Below are 20,908 nucleotides of genomic sequence, written 5' to 3'. Positions count from 1 at the left end.
GTTTTAAATGATAATATCAAATGCAGTGGTATGTGATGTTAATGGTGAGTATAAGTCTGATATACGCATAGAAGATGGAATTATTACAGAGTTAGGCTCTGATTTAGAAGGCAGTGAAATAACAGATGCAAAAGGTGCATACTTTTTACCTCTCTTAGTCGATACAAACGTAAGGCTTCATGACTCAACATTAAACTCAAAAAATATTAAAGCCATTTCTAAAGAAGCATATCTTGGCGGAGTAGGGCATGTTGTTTTAAATGCTGATAGTAATCCTGCTATAGATAATGAAGTAGTCTTAGAATTTGCTCAAAATGGATTACATAATCTTGAAGGTGCAAAAATAGACTTGATGTTAAACTCTTTAAAAGAAGATAGTACACTGAGTAATATAGCGATACTTCTAAAGAGGGGAGCAGTAGCTCCATATATGAGTACGATTGCTAAAAATGATGTAGCAATAAAAATTGCAGAGTATGCACAGATGTATAAAGTCACACTTTTTTGTAAGGCAGAAGACAACTCTCTTATTAAGAGTGGAGTTATGTTAGATGGTGATGTGAGTTCAAAACTAGGACTCGCAGGTATACCTGACCTTAGTGAAGTCTTACATGTCTCTCGTATGATAGAAATTGCTAGACACTTTAACATCAAGATACTTTTTAAATCTATAGCATCTCCTCGCTCAATCTCTCTTATAACTAAAGCAAAAGAAGATGGTGTTGATGTTAGATGCGAAGTCTCTATCCATCATCTTACTAATTCAGATGAAGCTTGTGAAGGTTTTAACACTACAGCAAAACTTGACCCGCCTTTAGCATCTGCATCGGATGTAAAACTGCTAAGAGCTGCTCTTAAAAACAAAGAGATAGATGTTCTTACAACACTTCATCAACCTAGTTCACCACTAAACAAAGAGGTCGCATTCTATGATGCTGACTATGGATGTGAAGCACTCTGTGATGCTATGCCTCTTTACTACACCAAGCTTGTTAAAACTGGTCTTTTAACAATGTCAGAATTAGTGAAGCTTACATCACAAAATCCTGCAAAAAGTATAGGTCTAGATGCTGGAGAAATAAAAGTAGGAACTCCTGCCAATGCTTTTCTTTTTGCTACTGAAGTTATAAGAGAAGTTGAGAATGAACAATCACTTTATAATGGTGAAAAGTTAAGTGGAGAGGTAATTAATATATTTTAACCAAAGAATGAGCTAAATCAATTTTTTTGGAAGACAAATAGGCTATAATTATTTTATGAAAATTGTAATATTAGACGACTCTTTGACGGTCAGAATGATAATTGAATCTTTTTTAGAAGATTTTGGTGTAGAAGATGATGAAATATTCTCATTTGAGAGTGGTCATGATGCTATAGAATTTATAAAAGAAAATAGCGCAGATATAGTTTTTACAGATATCAATATGCCTAAGATGGATGGATACGAGTTTGCTAAATTGGTATTTGAAATACAACCAAGTGTACTAAGCTCTTTTTTCGCTATAAGCGGTGATGAGAGTCCTGAAAGCTATATGAATATGAAAAAAGTTGGTGTACAGCGTTTTTTGAAAAAGCCAATAAATAATGCACATTTTAGACACTTTGTACTGCCAGAGATACTAAAGCGCAGAAAATAAAGAAGACTAAACTACAGTCTTCTCATTTAACTCTGGATCATAGCACTTCTGAATATAGATACCGGCTATTGCTAAAAACACCCCTGTTACAGAACTAATAAATGCAAGTGAAGCAAACCAGATAAGTGCTACCCAACCAACTATATCACGTGGCACATCCATCCCATTTTCTTTAGAACTTATATATGAAGCCACGCGATAAACTTGGTTTTGATTAACAAGTCTGTTCATCTCATAATGTATAGTAGTCTGCTCTTTTTTTAAGTCAAATATTTTTTCATCATGAGTTTTCATTTTTGTTTGAATATTTGAATATTTATTATAAAGACTTTGTTTTTCATTAGTTGCTCTTCTTATAAGATCATCTTTGTTTTTTGCAGCATCATGTGTAAAGTTTTCTAACTCTTTACGGTATTTTGTTTGTATGAAATCATTTGAATTTTGTTGCTTTTTAAGCTGATTGTTTAAGTAGTCAATACGTGAATGAATAGCATCTATACGTTTTTGATAAGTAATTCCTACTACCGATAACTGCTCTTGTAACTGTTTTTCTGTACCAGTCTGCTGGTCCAGTGCTTTTGTACCTGTAGCGTAATCTGAGACAGCGTAGAGACGTTTCTCTTTCTCAGAGATAAGCTGTCTATATTTTCTCTCAACAGCACCTCTTGTCAAGAATGTAGAGTCTGCCATTTTTTTCTTCATCTCTATTTTAAGTGAATCTACTTCATTTGATAATTTTTCTTTGTCTTTGTTAGCACCTGATACATTTTGGTTAAGTAGATTTCTCAAACGTTTTTGCATACTCTCACGCTCTTTATCCCATGACTCATATATATTGCTCTCTTTAGAGTAGAGTTCATTTAATTCTTTGTCTATTTTAGCTTTATAAGTGTCATCCATACCATTTAGCTGTTTATTTATATATTCGTTTTGACGTTGTACTTGTTGGTTGAAGTTTTCATTTGCTCGAGCCACTCTATTTGCATAAGAAGTTTCAACTTTTTCAATTTTTATAGTATCAATTTTTCGTTTTTGCTCTTCAATATTATCAATACTCTGTTGTAGTAAAAGTGATTCACTCTTTCTCTCATCTATTGCAAATGTAAGATTAGCGAAGTTACGCTCAAAACCGTTAATCATGGTCTCAAATGTGATAAGAGAAAGTAAAATCACTCCAAAAAACAGCATAATTTTCCATGATCTATGTTTTGCATACATCATCGCTGTTGCTATAGGTATTTTAGTAGCTTCAACTACTGCAACAAGTAAAAATGGAAGACCGGCTACAAGTATTGCCGAGTAGTCACCAAATGTAAATACTTTACCAAATCTATTGATTTCATTAAATACAGAATAAGAAACAATAATAGAGATTAAGAAGCCGATTAGTACAGCTATAACCTCAATTACCCAGGCAAATTTAACTAAGTTCTTTCCTACTTTAAAAAGTCTTTCGTTTCCCATTATTTTGTTTTCCCTAATTATAATATTATTTAATACGGTATTCTATCTGATAGTTGTGAGTTAGTAGTGAGTAATGTAACTAAACTTACTAATTTGCTCTTTTTTTATAAAATACTTCTTTATACTCTGCAAATCTATCTTCTAAGATGGCCTCACGCACTTCTCTCATTAGATTTAGGTAGTAGTGAAGGTTGTGAATAGTTGCAAGTCTGAAGTATGTTATTTCACGAGCTCTAAACATATGGTTTAGATATGCACGAGAGTATCTTTGACAAGTAATACATTTACACTCCGGATCAATAGGAGCTTCATCTTCTTTAAATTTAGCACCTTTGATATTTATCTTTCCAAAAGATGTAAACAGAGTACCGTTTCTTGCATTACGTGTAGGCATAACACAGTCGAACATATCTATGCCTCTTTCAATATTTTCTATCAGATCTTCTGGGGTTCCAACACCCATAAGGTAGCGGGGCTTATCTTTAGGCATATACTGTACAGTATGCTCAACCGTGTCGTACATCTCATTATTTAACTCTCCAACTGAGAGACCACCGATAGCAAAACCATCATAATCAAGAGCACAAAGTTCTGTTGCACTCTTTGTTCTAAATGCTTTGTCAGTTCCACCCTGGATGATGGCAAAGATATTTTGCTCTTGCCCTATACCTTTTGCTTGCTTTGAGCGAAAATACTCTATAGACTCTTTTGCCCAAGCAGTAGTTCTCTCAATAGAGAGCTTGATTCGCTCCTGAGTTGCAGGAAGAGCAACTAAATCATCTAAAATCATCATGATGTCAGAACCAAGGTTATTCTGAATATCAATTACTTTTTTTGGTGTAAAGAAGTGTTTTGAGCCATCTATATGTGAGCGAAATTCAATACCATTTTCTTTAGGTTTAGAAATATCACTAAGACTAAATGCCTGAAATCCGCCACTATCTGTTAAAAAGCTTTTAGGATAGGTTGTAAACTTATGAAGCTTACCCATTTTAGCAACTGTCTCATCACCAGGGCGCAGATACATATGGTAAGTGTTAGCTAAAATAATTTCTGCACCTAAGACATTTAGTACATCATCCATGTCTAGAGCTTTGATACTACCTAGTGTTCCAACCGGCATAAATACAGGAGTTTTAATAGTTGAGTGGGCTGTTTTTATAGTACATGCACGTGCATTTTTTGAAGTGGCTTCTAGAGTAAATTCCATAGTTTAATAAATCCGTTAATAATTTTAGTGACATTATAGCATTCTAAGAACCTTTATAGTAGAATTCAACCAATCAAAATTAAAATAAAATAATTACAATAAAATTAAGGAGAGTGTTAATGGCAACTGTCGGAATGAGTGATATTAAAAAAGGTGTTCGTATGATTGTTGGAGAAGTACCATATAAAGTGGTAGAGTTCCAACATGTTAAACCAGGTAAGGGTGCAGCATTTGTTCGTATGAAAATAAAAAGTTTTTTAAATGGTAAAGTAGTTGATAAAACTGTTCATGCTGGTGATAAGTTTGAAGTTCCAATTATTGATTTTAAAACAATGCAATATCTTTATGATGATGGTGAAATGTTCCAGTTTATGGACAATGACACTTACGACCAACTCGGTCTATCATATGATCAATGTGATGATGCTTCAAAATGGTTCAAAGATGGAATCAATGTTGATATTATTTTCTATAAAGGTAATGCAATCAGTGTTGCTGCCCCAGAAGTTATGGAGTTTATAATTACTGAAACTCCCCCAAATTTCAAAGGTGATACTTCAAGTGGAAGTAAAAAACCTGCTACACTTGAAACTGGTGCTGTTGTTCAAGTACCTTACCATGTTCTTCAGGGTGACTTAATCAGAGTAAATACTGTTGAAGGTGAATACTTAGAAAAAGTAAAATAACTTTTTTAATCTACATCACATAGGGGATTTACCCCTTATGTAAAATATTAATCTATCATTAATTCTTCATAATGTCTTTAAAATATCTATATTCAATATAACTTCAGTTTAAATCAAGTAACATACATAATTATGAATTTTGAACTTCTAAAAACAATATCACTACTTTATGTTGAAGATGAGTTGACTTTGCAAGAAGAAGTGTGTCAAAATTTAGCTCCTTTCGTAAAAGAGATCTTTACAGCCAATAACGGAGAAGAAGGTCTTAAATATTATATAGAACATCGTGATAAAATTGATTTAATTGTAACTGATATTTTGATGCCAAATCTTAGCGGTATCGATATGATTGATGAGATTAGAGAGATTGATTCAGAAGTTCCAGTTATTTACTCAACTGCTTTTAGTGACAGTGAATATCTTAAAAAGACCATAGAACAATCTGTTACTGGATACATTATAAAACCAATAGATGTAGAACTTCTTTTAAAAGCTATAGAAAAAGCATCTATAAAAATAGAAAACGACAAACTTAAAAACTCACTTCAAGAAATAAACGAAGATTTAGAAAAAAAGATAGAAGAGAAGACTAAAGAGCTTCGCTTACAAAATGAAAAACTGTACTATCAACTTCACACAGACAGATTAACCTCTCTTAAAAATAGAAAATCTCTTTTAAGAGATCTTAAAAAAGTGGATCGACCAATTCTTTTAATTATTGATATTGATTCGTTTAAGAGCATTAATGATTTATATGGTGAACATATAGGAAACTTAGTTTTAGATGCAGTCTCAAAGATACTTAAAAACTTTGTTAAGCATCTAGATTGTGATCTTTATAGAATAGGTGCTGATCAATTTGCTTTGATGAAAGAAGCAGAATTAGATAAACGTAAGTGTGAAGAAACTGTTAAGTCAATATTAAATGTAATAAATTCTGAACCTCTAAATATTGTTGATTATGATATTGTAATTAGAGTCAATGTGACAATAGGTGTCTCTCACGAGAAAGTAAATACTTTAGAGAGTGCAGATATGGCCCTTAAAAAAGCTAAGACAGATAGGCTCCAATATTTGATATATAGTGATGAATACAGTATGGATGCTGAATATAAGAATGATGTTAAATGGACTAAAATAATTGAGAAGGCTATTAAATTAAATAAAGTCATCGTCTACTATCAGCCGGTAGTTAACTCAAACGAAAAGATAGTTAAGTATGAGGCATTAATGCGTATAGAAGATGATGGAATCATCTATCCTCCTATGCTTTTTTTAGATATAGCCAAAAAGGTTAAGTTCTACCCTCAGCTAACCAAAATAGTGATTCAAAAAGCTTTTGAACAAGCCCAAGAAAAGAGAATATCTATAAATATAAATCTATCAATTGAAGATGTTGTAAATCTTGAAATTATAAAGTTTATTGAAGATGAATTAAGTAAAAGGGATATATCGTATCTAATCACTTTTGAGATTTTAGAGAGTGAGAGTATTACAGACTATAGAAAAGTCATAGATTTTATAGATAATGTTAAACAGCTGGGTTGTAAAATTGCGATTGATGACTTTGGCAGCGGTTATTCTAATTTTGCATATCTCTTAAAGTTTAAACCTGACTATATAAAAATAGATGGTTCCTTAGTAAAAAATATTCATATAGATAATAATTCTTTTCTCATTACTAAAACTATTAATGATTTTGCCCATTCGTTAGGGATTAAAACAGTAGCAGAGTTTGTTCATTGTGATGCAGTTTTTAAGCTACTTCAAACTATGGATATAGATGAATTCCAAGGTTTCTATTTTTCTGAACCCCTAGAGAAGATATAGTGAATGGTTTTTTCACTTCTCTAACATTTACAAAAAAATATGTATTTGCTCTATCTCTTATCGCATTTTTCTCATTTGCTGCTTATATAAATCTTGTTAGGTTAATAGATTCACAATCTAATGATGTAAAAGTAATTAACATTAGTGGTAAACAGAGAATGCTCTCACAAAAGATAGCCCTTTTCGCTATTCACTATAAAACAAAAAGTCTTGAAGAGATGGTTGACTTGATGGACTCATCTCACTCTTATCTGCTATCTTTAGAAATGAGTGATGAATTAAAAAAAATATACTATTCCAAACCTGTTCTTCTAGATGAGAAGATTAGAGAGTATATATCTAGAGGAAGAAGCTTCTTAAAACACAGAGACGGACGTAGTTTAACTTATATCCTTACAAACTCTCAGCCTCTTTTAAAAGATCTAGACACTGCTGTTTCAATATACCAAAAAGAGACAGAGATGAAAACAGAGAATCTAAAAAATGTTGAGCTGTTCATTTTTCTATTTATATCTGCAACCCTACTATTTGAAGCACTTTTTATATTTAGACCTGCAAACAATAGTGAAAAAAGAAAAACTAAAGAGCTAAAGAGTCAAAAAGAGTATTCAGATATTATTACTGAGATAAATAACAATGCGATTATCGCAGTAGATGGAAATTTTAATATTTTAACATTCAACAAGAGCGCTCAAAATATGTTTGGTTATAGTGCAGAAGAGATGCTACATACTCAACTTTTAGATGACAGAATTATTCCATTAAAGTATTTAGACAGACATGTAAAAGGACTCAAAAACTTTATGCTTAGTGGTGAGTTCAATAATAAAAACTATGTCTTTGAGCTTGAAGGACAACACAAAGATAGCAAAATATTTCCTATTAGAATCTCTTTTGGTTCAAAGATAGAAGATGATAGCAAAATAGTTGTTGCGAATATACAGGATATTACTCTAGAAAAAGAGAAAGATTCTTTGATAGTTGAGCAGTCTAGGTTTGCGGCTATGGGTGAGATGATAGGTAATATAGCTCACCAATGGAGACAACCTCTTAGCTCTATAAGTACTATTGCTACAGGTGCAAAACTAAGATATAAGAACAACTTACTGAGTGATGAAGAGCTTGATGAGACTTTTATAAAGATAAAAGATCATACTCAGCATCTATCAAAGACCATAGATGATTTTAGAGATTTTTTTAAACATGATAAAAAGATAGAAGCCTTTGATGTTTGCGATGTAGTTAATATGTCTATAACACTTACAGACGCGATGTATAAAGACAATGGCATAAATCTTGTTCTTAAAAGTGGCGGATTAAAAGTAATGCTTATGGGAAGCGGGAGTGAACTCTCACAAGTCTTTTTAAATATTTTAAATAATGCTAAAGATGCTATAAAAGACAAAAAGATAAAGAATGCAGTTGTATTGATTGAAGTTTTGAGTGATGATGAATATGTAGTAGTGAAAATACATGATAATGCAGGTGGAATACCTGATGATATTAAGACGAAAATCTTTGAACCATATTTTACAACCAAGCATAAATCTCAGGGAACCGGAATAGGACTATTTATGAGTAAAAAAATAATCTCAAACCATTTTAATGGAAGTATAGAAGTTCAAAATAGAGAGTTTGTTGTTAATGATGAAAAATATTTTGGTGCGGAGTTTAGTATTAAGATAAAACAGACAGAAATTTAAGACATTTTTACTATAATTACACATACAAAAACATGGGGAGTAAGTAAAATATGGGACTAAGTAATAAGCAACTACCAAAATTAGGTTTTTTATATCTTGATTATGTACTGAGATTTTTTGATCACTCAAACTTTAAAGGGTGGCCAAATAAGATAGAGACAGTCACATACCACTGGAAAAATGATAAAGATAGATTTATCAAAGAGGTAAAAAGAAAGAAAATTGATGTACTAATCGGTAACATCCCAGCAACTGCTTATGAAACTTTTAGAGAGATAGCTCGTGAGCTTCCTCATGTGAGATTTATCCCATCAATGGATACGCAGTTTTCTAACAAATCAAAAGAAAATGTTACAAGATTTGCTTGGAAATATGACCTTCCTATTCCTAAAACATATATCTACTACAAACATGATAATGCAGACAAATTTCTTAAAAAATGTAAATATCCTAAGATAATTAAAAAGTCTTACGGACCATCAAACTATGGCGGATACTTTGTACACAAAGTAGATAGCTATAAAGAGGCTAGAGAGCTTTTTGATGAGAAAAAATATCATCCTCAATACTTTCAAGACTTTATTCCTATGGAAGCAGATATTCGTGTAATGCTAATAGGTCATAAACCTGTATGTGCATTCTGGAGACGCGCACCGGAAGGTGAATGGTTGACTAACACTTCTCAGGGTGGAAGTATGGACTATAACGATGTTCCTAAAAATGTACTTGACTTAGCTGTACAAGTGTCTAAAGCTGCAAATGCTGAGTATTGGGCTTGTGATGTTGCTTATGGTAAAGACGGCAAGGTTCGCATCTTAGAATGTGCTACAGCATTTGCAGCATTCCCATACATCAGAGACTGGATAGGTCAGTACATTATGTGGAGTCTAAGTGAAGGCAGATTTAGAAAGCCTCACGCTCCAATGTTCAACTGGGAAGAGTTAGGTAAACTTGACAGCTCAATCCTTAGAACAATGAGACACATTACATTCGGAGAGTATAACTCTAGTTATGATGGTGCATACTTCGGTAAAAAGAAAAAACTATTTGGAGAGAATGAAGTCTACCTTCATGTTTTAGACAGTGAATACAAAATGTATGATGTTAAGAGAAGATGGACTGAAGAGTGGCCAAGTGAGATATATAACTACCAAGATAATCTTGCTCTAAAACCAGCTAATAAATCATCAAAGCAAGAAATTGCTAATGATAAAGATGTTCCAAGTCCAACTAAAGATGAATCAAGTGAATCAGTTCAAGATGAAGCTAAAATAACTAAAGAAGAGTTAAGTGACTTTTTAACATCAGTTGATGGTGTTGGTGCTAAGAAAGTAGAAAAAATTGTTAAACACTTTGGCAATGTTGATGAAGTAGTTGGTGTGCTTCACCAAAACACTTCTATACTTACTGAAGTAAAAGGCATCACTAAAAAGCTTGCATCTAAGATTGAAAAAGCTTGGAAGAAACTTCTAAAATAACTCTTATTCTCAGCAAAGCTGAGAGTAAGACTACTTTGCTAAAACATTCTCATTAAACTTCAATATATTGCAAAGACCATTTCTATTAAAGTACTCCAAAGTCCCCTTTAACTGATAGACAGCTAGAGAGTCCACGAGCTTAAAACCAAAGCCTTTATTTAAGTTTTCAAAATCTATCCCAACTCCGTTATCTGATACTTCTAAAACTAATTTTTCATTATCTAGATGCATTTTTACGTTTATAGTATTATTTTTAGAATCTTCAGTAAATGCATACTTAATGCTATTTGTGATTAGTTCATTTATGACTAGACCAATAGGAACTGCATTATCAAGTGCAATCATCATGTCATTACAATCTACATTGAATTTTATATCGCTACCGCCTAGATTCTGTTTCATGTAGCCAATGAGACTGTATACATAGTCACTTATGTTAACAGCTTCCAAGTTATCGGACTTATATAGTTTTTCATGAATAATTCCCATTGATATAATTGTTTGGATGCTATTTCTAAAAACTTCTTTTGCAGACTTGTCTTCTATTTTTTTTGATTGCAAAGATAATATAGATGAAATTATCTGCAGATTGTTTTTTACTCTGTGAAAAAGCTCTCTTAGTAAAACATTTTTGTTATTTAGTTCCAATGTGAGTTGTTCATGTTTTATGAAGATGCTTTTATTTGATTGTTCCAGTAGATATTTGCCAAAAAAACCAAAAGTCATAGAGGAAAATAACCAAAATAAATGCATGATAAATTCATTTGTCTGAAGATTATAAAAAAAGTAAGAACAGGTGACAGACATAGTAACAACCAAAAGTGCACTAATGAGTCCTTGAGTAAGCTTTAAGCCAGAGACCGTAAAAATCCAAAATACTATAAGATATATTTCATTTGAATATATAGAATATCCATGAAAATTTGAGACAATAATTATATTACCAATAGCTGCGATAAGGGGTGCTACTATAAGTAAATTTATCATAAAAGATTTGTATTTCTTTAAATAAGTAAGAAGTGAAATTAATAATAGTACAGAGGGGACAGCCCATAGATGCATAAAAACCATCAAAGACATTGTCTCTTTAGGCGCAATGACTCTATCAGCAAAAGACATGATTATATATAAAGAAGCAGTTAAGATAGATATCACAAATATCTGTTTTAATTGAGATTGTTCTCTCCATTTATCAAATTTTTTTTGTGTGTTCTTATCTTCAAACTTACAAATATTCATTATTATCTCATGTTTTTTTTATTATCATAACAGAATTAATATGTACTAACTCTTTTCTAACTCTATTCCAATATAATATAATAAAAATACTAAAGATGATAAATGAATATAGCTATAGTTGAAGACGAAGCAATAACAGCACTTTTTTTAAAAGACACTTTTGAAGAATTTGGACATAATATTCTTTGTATGTATGATAACTCTGCTGAGATGCTAGAGTTTTTAAACAAAAATAGAAATATAGATCTTATCTTTATGGACATACAGATTAATGGTAAGCTAGATGGGATTGATCTCGCTTATGAGATTAGTATAAAGTACCCAAAAATATCTATAGTTTTCATAACATCATTTAAAGATGATGAGACTATCGATAGAGCAAAGATAGTGTCTCCACTTGGTTACATAATAAAACCTGTTGTTGAGAGTGACTTAAATGCAATTCTTATGGTTGTAGAGTCTTTTAAAAGAAATAGACAAGTAGTAGATAATAATATTGTAGAAATTGGTCCATATATCTACGAAAAAGAAAGCAAAACAGTACGAGAAGCGGATGAGATTATATACCTGAGTAAGAACGAGACTATATTTCTAGCGTATCTTATAGAAAATAAAAATTCATATATCTCTCATGAACAATTAATTATGAAAATCTGGAACGGAGAGAGTAATAGAGAAGTGTCATTAAGAGAACTTATCTATAGACTAAGAAAGAAAATGCCGGATTTACACATAAAAAATGTTCCAAAAATCGGTTATATTTTAGCTGCTTCTTAAAAAGAGTATTAATTAAAACTCTTACTAAATATTAAGACAAACTTACTATAATCACTTTAATAATTTAATACTTTTAAAGGTGATTATTTTGAGTGCACAACCCTTCACACACTTACATCTACATACCGAATATTCACTACTTGACGGCGCGAACAAACTTACAAACTTAGTCTCCCGTGTTAAAGAGCTGGGAATGACTTCTGTAGCTATGACTGACCATGGAAATATGTTTGGGGCTATAGACTTTTACCACCAGATGAAGGCTGCTGATATTAAGCCAATTATCGGAATGGAAGGGTATATCCATAATGGTGAAACACTCGATGATAAATCTACAAAACAGCGTTTTCATATCTGTCTTTTTGCTAAAAACAAAAAGGGTTATGAGAATCTTATGTATCTCTCGTCAAAAGCTTTTATAGAAGGAATGTACTACTTTCCACGTATAAACAAAAAAGAGTTGGCTGCTCATAGTGAAGGTCTTATATGTACTTCTGCTTGTCTTCAGGGTGAAGTAAACTGGCATCTAAACTTAGCTAATGAAAGAAATGTAAGAAACGGTGCTTTGGGTTATGAAGGTGCAAAAGCAGTAGCACTGGAATATAAAGAAATATTTGGTGATGATTTTTACTTAGAATTAATGAGACACGGGATAGGTGATCAACTATTTATTGATAATGAAATACTTAAAATCTCAAAAGAGACAGGTATAAAGATAGTCGCTACAAATGATACACACTATACTTATCCTGGAGATGCACAGTATCATGAAGCATTTATGTGTATTGGGATGAATAAACTCTACGATGATCCAAACCGTATGCGTCACTCGGTACATGAGTTTTATCTTAAAAGCCCTGAGCAAATGGCTAGACTCTTTGCAGATATTCCTGAAGCATTGGCACATACACAAGAAATTGTAGATAAAATAGAAGATTTTAGCATTACAGTCAAGGAACCTATTCCTCCTAATTTTAAATTTACTCCAGAATATGCAGCTAATGATGGACTTGCAATAAACCATGAAGATGATGCTCCGCTTTCTGCAGATGCTTCCGCTGAAGATAAAAAGAAATGGTTTAGCGGAATTGATAAAAATGATGCTGAATACTTTACATTTTGTTGTAAACGCGGTTTGGACAATAGACTTAAAATAGTTCCTCAAGAAAAACATGATGAATACCGTGAGCGTTTAGAATTTGAGATTAATATCATTAACTCTATGAAATTCCCTGGTTATATGCTTATCGTTTGGGATTTCGTAAAAGTTGCGAAAGATAGAGGGATAGCTGTTGGACCTGGTCGTGGTTCAGCTGCTGGAAGTCTTGTTGCATACTCACTTGATATTACAGATATTGATCCGATGAAGTATGATCTTCTTTTTGAGAGATTCTTAAATCCGGAACGTGTATCAATGCCCGATATAGATATGGACTTTATGCAGGCTCGTCGTGGAGAGGTTATAGACTATGTTGTTGAGAAGTATGGTCGTAATCAGGTTGCACAAATCATCACTTTCGGTTCTCTCTTAGCAAAAGGAGTTATCCGTGATGTTGCACGTGTTCTTGATATGCCTCTGTCACAAGCTGATAAAATGGCAAAACTCATCCCAGATGAACTTGGAATCACTCTTAATGGTAAAACAAAAAATGGTGAGTTTATTGATGGAGCTTTTCAAAAAGAGCCTAAGCTTAGAGAACTTATAGACTCAGATGCTAACTCTAAAAGAGTTTGGGAATTTGCCAAAAAGCTTGAAGGACTGAAGAGAAACTCAGGTATTCATGCTGCTGGTGTAGTAATCTCCAATGAAGAACTTTGGTATAAAACACCTATTTATAAACCTTCAGGTGAGACAACCTTTGTAACTCAGTACTCTTTGAACTACCTAGAAGATGTTGATTTAATCAAGTTTGACTTCCTTGGTCTTAAAACGCTTGATGTAATCGACAATGCTATAAAACTTGTAAAAAGAAGATTTGATAAAGATGTAATATGGAATCAGATAGACGAGAATGACCCTAAGGTTTATGAGGTAATTCGAACAGGTGAGACTGTAGGAATGTTCCAGATAGAGTCTTCAGGTATGCAGGACCTTAATAAAAGACTAAAGCCAGATAGCTTTGAAGACTTGATAGCGGTCTTGGCACTATATCGTCCAGGACCAATGGAGTCTGGAATGCTTGATAGTTTTATTGAAAGAAAGCATGGTCGTGAGACGATAGAGTACACCTTTGATACTATGGAAACTATTCTTGGAAAAACTTATGGGGTCATCGTATATCAAGAACAGGTAATGCAAATAGTTCAGACTATTGGTGGTTTTTCTCTTGGTTATTCTGACATTATTCGTCGTGCTATGGGTAAGAAAAAAGATATGAGTGTTTTTAATCATGAGTTTAGTGATGGCGCACAAAAGCAGGGTTATGATTATGATAAGGCTTCAAAACTATTTGATTTGATTGAAAAGTTTGCGGGTTATGGTTTCAACAAATCTCACTCGGCAGCTTATGCGATGGTTACTTTTCAGACAGCATGGCTAAAGACTTACTATCCAAATGAGTTTATGGCGGCACTTTTAACATCTGACAAGGACAATACAGAAAAAGTTGTTCGTTACATAGATGAGGTTAGAAGAATGGGAATAGAACTAGCTCCTCCTGATGTTAATGATTCTTATTTGGAGTTTTCTGCGATAACAAAAGATGAAAAAGATATTATTCTTTTTGGTTTGGGCGCCATAAAAGGAGTCGGTGGAGCTGCTGTTGAGTCTATTATACAAACAAGAGAAGAGGATGGTGAGTTTACATCCATAGAGAACTTTGTAAACCGCATCGATCCATCAAAGGTAAATAAACGGTTTGTTGAATCAAGCATAAAGTCAGGAGGGTTTGATAGATTTGGGTACTCTAGAAAAGCACTTTTAGATCAGATAGAACTTATAGTTGATACTGCAAAAGATGCATCTACTGCCAGAAAAAATGCGGTCGGAAGTCTCTTTGGAGATGATGAAGAAATTACTACTGTAAAACTATCACTTAAAAACTCTGATGAGTATGAGCTAAAAGAGATTTTAGAGTTTGAAAAAGACACCTTGGGTTTTTATGTTTCTGGGCATCCGCTAGATGAATACAGAGACAAACTAGATGAACTTAACTACTCACTATCTTCAGAACTTGAAGGCATTAAAGATGGCACTTTTGCAATCTTCATCGGTAAAGTTGAAGAGATACAAAAAAAGGTTTCTAAAAAAGGAAATCAGTTTGGAATAGTATCTCTGATGGACTTTCATGGAAATATTGAAATTATGCTTTTTAGCGACAAGTTAGATGAGTTAAATGAGATGGACTTAGATGAGCCTATCGCATTTAAAGCAAAGATAACGCATACTGAGATGTTTACAAGAATAGGTGTTACAAAAATCATGACACTTAAAGAGGCTAAAAAAGAGTGTAAAAAAGTGAAAAAAGAGGTGCGTGAAGTGCCACAAGAACCACTTAACTTAGCTGTAAGGCTAGATGCAGATATGAATGTTTTAGATAATTTATATTCAATAATCAGACAGAACCCAGGTAATCGCCAACTCAAAATTACAATTATCTCAAAATTACACAACGTAGTAATAGACTCAGCCATAAGAGTCGACAGTAAAATAATAACGGCTTTAGACGGTAACGAAGCTATAGATATCATAGGATAGGAAATTTTAAATGGATAAAAAAGATTTTAATGAGGGTTTACTTGGTTTCTTAGATGCGTCTCCTACACCTTTTCATGCAACTTTAAACATGTCAATGATGTTTGAAAATGCTGGGTTTATAAAACTAAATGAAGAAGAGAAGTGGGAGCTAGAAGAGGGCAGTAAGTACTATGTGACTCGTAATGATTCTTCTGTTATAGCATTTACATATCCTAGAGATGCTAAAGATTACACTATGGTTGGTGCTCATACTGATTCACCAAATCTAAAACTAAAACCAAATCCTGTGATAAAAGAGCATGGAGTTGTAAAGTTTGGAGTTGAGTCTTATGGTGGCTTACTTCTCAATCCTTGGTTTGACAGAGATTTGTCTTTGGCTGGTAGAGTTTCTTACTTAAACTCCAAGGGCGAGATAAAAGATGCTTTAATAGATGCTAAAAAAGCTCTAGCTATTATCCCATCTCTTGCAATTCATTTAGATGAAAAAGCAAATAAAGAGAGAACTGTAAACAACCAAACAGATATATGTCCAATCTTAACAACATCAGATGACTTTGAGTTTGAAGAGTTTTTAAAGTGGCAACTCTCAAAAGTAGATGTTCTGGACGTTAAAGAACTCTATGCATCTGAACTTAGTTTTTACGACACACAAAAAGCCTCTTTAGTAGGACTAAGTGATGATTTTATTGCTAGTGCTAGACTTGATAATCTTCTTAGTTGTTATGTAGGAATGCTTAGCATCTGTAGTGTAGATGAAAGTAAACCTATGCTTTTTATAGCAAGTGATCATGAAGAGGTTGGAAGTGAGTCAACATCAGGTGCAAGTGGTTCATTTTTGGAAAATACACTTCGCAGAATGTTCGCTGATTATGATGAATATATGCAAATGATAAGAACTTCAACGATGATATCTGCTGACAATGCACATGCAATCCATCCAAATTTTCCAAGCAAGCACGATGCAAACCATGCTCCGCATATAAACAAAGGAAGTGTAGTAAAAGTAAATGCAAATCAGCGATATGCATCTAACTCTAAAACTATTTCAAAGTTTATGAGCGTGGCATCTGAGCTTAATGAACCGATACAACAATTTGTTACAAGAAGTGATATGGGTTGTGGCTCCACAATAGGACCTATTACAGCTACAAGACTTGGTATTGAAACTCTTGATGTTGGACTTCCAACATTTGCTATGCACTCCATAAGAGAACTTTGCGGCAGTGATGATGCGCACTCTTTATATAAAATAATTCTTGGTTTTAAGTAAAGGTCATAACATGGTAACTCCAGAAGAACTAAACCTTTTAATAGAGCAAACATATAAGGTTGAAAAAGAGTTTAATGAACTAAAAGCATCTTATGCACACTTGCAAGATACAGTAGAAAAGGTTGTAGAGTTTTTACCTAATGCTATATGGATATTAAATAGTGACGACACTGTTTTTTTACAAAACTCTAAAGCTAGAGAACTATGGGAACTTTTAAAACTTTTAGAGTTTAAAAATGATGATTATGAGGTAAGCTTTAACTCTCGCTCATATCTTATTAAAAGTTCTAATTATAAGAATAAGAACATGCTTAGCGCAACAGATATAACTGAGCAAAAACGAAAAGAAAATCTTGCGACTATGGGACAAATGGCAGCTCATCTGTCTCATGAGATAAGAAATCCTATAGGTTCTATATCACTGCTTAGTTCAACTCTAAAAAAACGTGTTTTACCTGAAAATGTAGCCATAGTAGAAGAGATTCAGAAGTCTGTTTATCGTATAGACAGAATCATAAAAGCTACCTTGATGTTTTCCAAAGGAGTTGAAGTCTCAACGAGATCATTTATGTGGAGTGATTTAAAGAATTCTATTGATATGTCTATTGGATATTACGGATATTCAAAAGAGATTAGCTTCATATTTCCAGAAAAAGACTTTAAATTAAATGCAGATAAAGATTTACTGGAGATGCTATTTTCAAACTTCATGGCTAATGCTATAGATGCAATCGAGTGTGATGATAACGAAGAGGGAAGCATAGAAGTTGTCTATGAAAATGATGGGTTTTATCATAAGTTTTACATCTATGACAGCGGTGTAGAGATAGAAAATAAAAAAGAGCTTTTTGAAGCTTTTAAGAGTACAAAAGTAAAAGGTAACGGTTTAGGTCTGGTTCTTTGCAGAGAGATTGCTGAGGCTCACGGCGGTTCAGTAGAGCTTTTAGATACAGACAAAAAATGCTTTGAGATTAAGATTGCTATCTAAAAAAATGGTATAATTCTTGCTTCTGTTTTATATAGTTCATTCAAGGGTATCAGGATATGCCAATAAATCATAAAAATATAACTCCACTTTTGGAATTTGTTAAGATAGATAGGTTCTATGTGGTTTGTCATTTTAGATGCAAAATAACAAACAAGACTATTATTTCAACTGTCCCATTTGAACCATATGATGGAAAGATAGAGATCTCATGGCAGGAATTAATTCTGCATCCAATTGAGTCATATAACAGATATTATCACACTCCTATAACAATCTACAATCATGATTCGCATAATACAATAGTATTAAAAGCTTTTGAAAAAGTATCAAAGTATTTTGAGTGGAGCGATAGCTACAATAGCTATGTATATACAGCAAAAAAAGGTTTAGAATTTGAAAAAAAAGCTAGTTGAAGTCCCAGGTACGACACTTCCATTTTATACATATGAACAAGATGGTTTGACATTTTTTGAGTTTAACGCAACAGAGTGCAATCCTCCAGAACCAATGATTAACACAATCAAAGGACTTAGCCTTTTAAAAAGTAATAATGATAGACTTGTTGGTATCTTTTTTCACGAGCCTTTTCCTCTTTATGAAAGAATACCTTTCACAATATCACATGAAGCAGTAGAGCTTGATAGTGGAGACTTTCAAGTTACTTTTAAAAAATCTGAGTAAGAATAAATAAAGCACTTTTAAGTACAATTGTGAAATAATGACAATATGTTGCCTAAAAGGATAAAAATGCTCAACAACCTCTCTATCAGTAAAAAAATTCACATTCCGCTAGTTGCGTCAATAATTTTTGGATTTATTATTATCATAATGAATTATTTTTATTCTATTGATGAAATGAAAGAAAATGTACATAAAACTCAAGAAAAATCACTTCGTTCTTTGTATAAAGAATCTATTCAGTCTAAAGAGAATATTGGTCTTACTAATGCAATCAATATCGCAAAAAACTACGATGTTATACGTGCTTTAAAAGAGAATGACAGAAATATAGCTATTGAAGGACTTGGATTAATATCTAAAGAGTTCAAAGAGCATACAAATTACAAGAATATCAAGATTCATATTCATGATGCTAAAGTACATAGTTTTTTAAGAGCTTGGAAACCAGAAAAGTTTGGTGATGATTTAAGTTCATTTAGAAAGACAATTGTAAATGTAAAAGAGAACAAAAAACCAATTGTTGATATAGAACTTGGTCGTGCAGGTCTGGTTTTACGTGGTATAGCTCCAATATTTGACAAAGGTGATTATATTGGATCAGTTGAGTTTATGCAAGGTTTAAACTCTATAGTTAAGCATGCAAGAAGTAGTGCTGGATATGAAATTGCAATCGTGATGAAAAATGATTTTTTATCTACTGCAACAGCATTAGAATCGGCTCCTAAAATAGGAAACTATACTCTAGCGGTAAAAGAAAAAGTTGTAGATCAGGGATTTATCAAAGACCTGAAAAATATAGATATATCTAATACAACTTCTTTTCAACAAGCAGGTAATTATTTCGTAGTATCTGAACCAATAAAAGACTTCTCTGATAGAGTTGTTGGTTATGCTTTGATAGGTAATACTGTTGCAAATGTTAATAGTGTTATCTCTCAATCAGAAGACTCACTGATGAGACAAGTGTATGTAATGGCTATGATAGACCTTTTTATCTTGGTATTTTTAATTATAGTTATTAAGATTGCTGTAGTAAATCCTATCTTAAATCTTGACGAAGTTGCCATAGAGCTTGCTCAAGGAGATGCAGATCTTTCAAAAAGACTACCAGTAAAATCTGGAGATGAATTAGGACATGCCAGTACCAGTTTTAATAGGTTCTTAGATAAGGTTCAAGTATTGTCAAATGAAGCTAAGGCAGAGGCTCTAAGAGCAGTTGAATCTGAAAAAGCTGTTCAGCATAGTATGGATAAAAACAAATTAACCTTAGCACTTTCAGATGAGATGATTCGCGGAGCGATTGATAACGCTAACAATCTAAGCGATAGTATGAAGAAAAATGTTGAGAATGTAAACAGTGTTAACGAACTTAATAAAGAGACTGAAGATGTTATCTCTAAAGTTACAGTTTCTACAGACGAGATTATAAGTACTATATCAAATATTACTGAGATGATTAGTGAATCAAGAGTTTCTTCTGAGCAGTTAAATGCAAATGTTGAAGAGATTTTTAATGTTATATCACTTATTAAAGATATCTCTGATCAGACAAACTTACTGGCACTAAATGCTGCCATTGAAGCTGCTCGTGCCGGCGAACATGGTCGTGGGTTTGCTGTTGTTGCTGATGAAGTTAGAAAACTTGCAGAACGTACTCAAAAAGCTACTAGTGAAGTTGAAGCAAATATTAGTGTGCTTAAACAAAACTCTATGAGTATGTCAGAAAATAGTGAGCTTATCGAAGGACATGCTCACTCATCACAAGCTAAACTTGATCAGTTTAAAGATATTCTTGGTGAGCTTATTGTTAACTCTGGAAGAATTACTGAAGATAATACAGTTATTGGTCATGAACTATTTGTAAACATGGCTAAACTTGAGCATATGGTTTATAAAAACTATACTTACTCATCAGTCTTTGAAGGAAAATCTGTACCGTCTCTAGGAGATCATAATGCTTGTGGTCTTGGCAAGTGGTATAACAAAGATGGTAAAGAGAATTTCGGTAGTAACGGTGCTTTTTCTTCTCTTTCTAAACCTCACAATGGAGTTCATGAAAACATAGCTAAAGTTATGAAAATGATTGAAAATGACAACACAATTAACTCAGACGAGATAGTTGCACTATTTAAAGATACTGAACTTAAATCTAAAGAGATGTTTGCTATCCTTGATAGTATAGTTTCTAAATAATATAAAAATATATGGGAGGGTTTTAAAACTCTACCATATATTTAAAATTTCGTTT

Annotated in this window: 16 protein-coding genes; 13 read left to right on the top strand and 3 right to left on the bottom strand. The window is 32.8% G+C overall.

The window, feature by feature from the left end; translation table 11 throughout:
* Positions 1-7: 7 nt before the first annotated feature.
* A complete protein-coding gene (locus tag SMGD1_RS00140) occupies positions 8-1,201 on the top strand; it encodes an amidohydrolase family protein (protein ID WP_008338541.1) in 1,194 nt (397 codons plus the stop codon).
* A 55-nt stretch (positions 1,202-1,256) separates the two neighbouring features.
* Positions 1,257-1,637, top strand: coding sequence for a response regulator transcription factor (locus SMGD1_RS00135; protein ID WP_081444061.1), 381 nt, complete (start codon positions 1,257-1,259; stop codon positions 1,635-1,637).
* A 6-nt stretch (positions 1,638-1,643) separates the two neighbouring features.
* On the opposite strand, the gene SMGD1_RS00130 is transcribed toward SMGD1_RS00135, so the two are convergent.
* Entirely contained in the window at positions 1,644-3,101 is a 1,458-nt protein-coding gene (locus tag SMGD1_RS00130) for a GtrA domain-containing protein (protein WP_008338248.1), read from the bottom strand.
* Between the two features lie 88 nt (positions 3,102-3,189).
* Positions 3,190-4,311, bottom strand: a complete 1,122-nt coding sequence (gene tgt, locus SMGD1_RS00125; protein ID WP_008338374.1) for a tRNA guanosine(34) transglycosylase Tgt — start codon at positions 4,309-4,311, stop codon at positions 3,190-3,192.
* Between the two features lie 119 nt (positions 4,312-4,430).
* Between tgt and efp the strand changes: the two genes are divergently transcribed.
* The 4 genes from efp (at position 4,431) to SMGD1_RS00105 (ending at position 10,008) form a co-directional block, all read left to right on the top strand.
* Positions 4,431-4,997 (top strand): elongation factor P, encoded by a 567-nt coding sequence (gene efp / locus SMGD1_RS00120; RefSeq protein ID WP_008338267.1) that lies wholly within the window; start codon positions 4,431-4,433, stop codon positions 4,995-4,997.
* A gap of 132 nt (positions 4,998-5,129) precedes the next feature.
* The gene (locus tag SMGD1_RS00115; protein ID WP_008338376.1) at positions 5,130-6,827 is read left to right on the top strand and encodes a GGDEF and EAL domain-containing protein; all 1,698 of its coding nucleotides are present in this window, start codon (positions 5,130-5,132) and stop codon (positions 6,825-6,827) included.
* Entirely contained in the window at positions 6,827-8,530 is a 1,704-nt protein-coding gene (locus SMGD1_RS00110; RefSeq protein ID WP_008338536.1) for an ATP-binding protein, read from the top strand. The genes SMGD1_RS00115 and SMGD1_RS00110 overlap by 1 nt, the downstream gene beginning before the upstream one ends.
* Positions 8,531-8,580: 50 nt before the next feature.
* Positions 8,581-10,008, top strand: a complete 1,428-nt coding sequence (locus tag SMGD1_RS00105; protein ID WP_008338323.1) for a helix-hairpin-helix domain-containing protein — start codon at positions 8,581-8,583, stop codon at positions 10,006-10,008.
* 30 nt (positions 10,009-10,038) lie between these two features.
* Here the strand turns inward: SMGD1_RS00105 and SMGD1_RS00100 are convergent, their stop codons facing one another.
* Entirely contained in the window at positions 10,039-11,247 is a 1,209-nt protein-coding gene (locus SMGD1_RS00100) for a sensor histidine kinase (RefSeq protein ID WP_008338389.1), read from the bottom strand.
* 102 nt (positions 11,248-11,349) lie between these two features.
* On the opposite strand from SMGD1_RS00100, the gene SMGD1_RS00095 reads away from it, so the two are divergent.
* The 7 genes from SMGD1_RS00095 to SMGD1_RS00065 all read left to right on the top strand — a co-directional run bounded on the left by SMGD1_RS00095 (position 11,350) and on the right by SMGD1_RS00065 (position 20,853).
* Positions 11,350-12,024 carry a response regulator gene (locus SMGD1_RS00095; protein ID WP_008338302.1) on the top strand — a complete coding sequence of 225 codons (675 nt, stop codon included), beginning with the start codon at positions 11,350-11,352 and terminating at the stop codon, positions 12,022-12,024.
* 88 nt (positions 12,025-12,112) lie between these two features.
* Positions 12,113-15,721, top strand: a complete 3,609-nt coding sequence (dnaE, locus tag SMGD1_RS00090) for a DNA polymerase III subunit alpha (protein WP_081444060.1) — start codon at positions 12,113-12,115, stop codon at positions 15,719-15,721.
* Between the two features lie 10 nt (positions 15,722-15,731).
* A complete protein-coding gene (locus tag SMGD1_RS00085; protein WP_008338511.1) occupies positions 15,732-16,991 on the top strand; it encodes a M18 family aminopeptidase in 1,260 nt (419 codons plus the stop codon).
* 10 nt (positions 16,992-17,001) lie between these two features.
* Positions 17,002-17,979 (top strand): sensor histidine kinase, encoded by a 978-nt coding sequence (locus SMGD1_RS00080; protein ID WP_008338245.1) that lies wholly within the window; start codon positions 17,002-17,004, stop codon positions 17,977-17,979.
* 56 nt (positions 17,980-18,035) lie between these two features.
* Positions 18,036-18,392, top strand: a complete 357-nt coding sequence (locus SMGD1_RS00075) for a hypothetical protein (RefSeq protein WP_008340281.1) — start codon at positions 18,036-18,038, stop codon at positions 18,390-18,392.
* Complete coding sequence (locus tag SMGD1_RS00070; RefSeq protein ID WP_008338505.1) at positions 18,373-18,660, top strand: sulfurtransferase TusA family protein; 288 nt, start codon at positions 18,373-18,375, stop codon at positions 18,658-18,660. Before SMGD1_RS00075 ends, SMGD1_RS00070 begins: the two co-directional genes overlap by 20 nt.
* Before the next feature lie 66 nt (positions 18,661-18,726).
* Positions 18,727-20,853: a methyl-accepting chemotaxis protein gene (locus SMGD1_RS00065; RefSeq protein ID WP_008338257.1), complete on the top strand. Its 2,127-nt coding sequence runs from the start codon at positions 18,727-18,729 to the stop codon at positions 20,851-20,853.
* The last annotated feature ends 55 nt before the right edge of the window (positions 20,854-20,908 follow it).

The sequence above is a fragment of the Sulfurimonas gotlandica GD1 genome, assembly GCF_000242915.1.
Lineage (GTDB): Bacteria > Campylobacterota > Campylobacteria > Campylobacterales > Sulfurimonadaceae > Sulfurimonas > Sulfurimonas gotlandica.
The sequence above is the reverse complement of the archived record's forward strand: the minus strand, read 5'-3'. Positions and strand labels throughout refer to the sequence as shown.

Bases quoted from the DNA above. Each gene is read 5' to 3' on its own strand.
- SMGD1_RS00140 (WP_008338541.1), top strand. From the start codon at position 8: ATGATAATATCAAATGCAGTGGTATGTGATGTTAATGGTGAGTATAAG.
- SMGD1_RS00135 (WP_081444061.1), top strand. From the start codon at position 1,257: ATGAAAATTGTAATATTAGACGACTCTTTGACGGTCAGAATGATAATT.
- SMGD1_RS00130 (WP_008338248.1), bottom strand. From the start codon at position 3,101: ATGGGAAACGAAAGACTTTTTAAAGTAGGAAAGAACTTAGTTAAATTT.
- tgt (WP_008338374.1), bottom strand. From the start codon at position 4,311: ATGGAATTTACTCTAGAAGCCACTTCAAAAAATGCACGTGCATGTACT.
- efp (WP_008338267.1), top strand. From the start codon at position 4,431: ATGGCAACTGTCGGAATGAGTGATATTAAAAAAGGTGTTCGTATGATT.
- SMGD1_RS00115 (WP_008338376.1), top strand. From the start codon at position 5,130: ATGAATTTTGAACTTCTAAAAACAATATCACTACTTTATGTTGAAGAT.
- SMGD1_RS00105 (WP_008338323.1), top strand. From the start codon at position 8,581: ATGGGACTAAGTAATAAGCAACTACCAAAATTAGGTTTTTTATATCTT.
- SMGD1_RS00100 (WP_008338389.1), bottom strand. From the start codon at position 11,247: ATGAATATTTGTAAGTTTGAAGATAAGAACACACAAAAAAAATTTGAT.
- SMGD1_RS00095 (WP_008338302.1), top strand. From the start codon at position 11,350: ATGAATATAGCTATAGTTGAAGACGAAGCAATAACAGCACTTTTTTTA.
- SMGD1_RS00085 (WP_008338511.1), top strand. From the start codon at position 15,732: ATGGATAAAAAAGATTTTAATGAGGGTTTACTTGGTTTCTTAGATGCG.
- SMGD1_RS00080 (WP_008338245.1), top strand. From the start codon at position 17,002: ATGGTAACTCCAGAAGAACTAAACCTTTTAATAGAGCAAACATATAAG.
- SMGD1_RS00075 (WP_008340281.1), top strand. From the start codon at position 18,036: ATGCCAATAAATCATAAAAATATAACTCCACTTTTGGAATTTGTTAAG.
- SMGD1_RS00065 (WP_008338257.1), top strand. From the start codon at position 18,727: ATGCTCAACAACCTCTCTATCAGTAAAAAAATTCACATTCCGCTAGTT.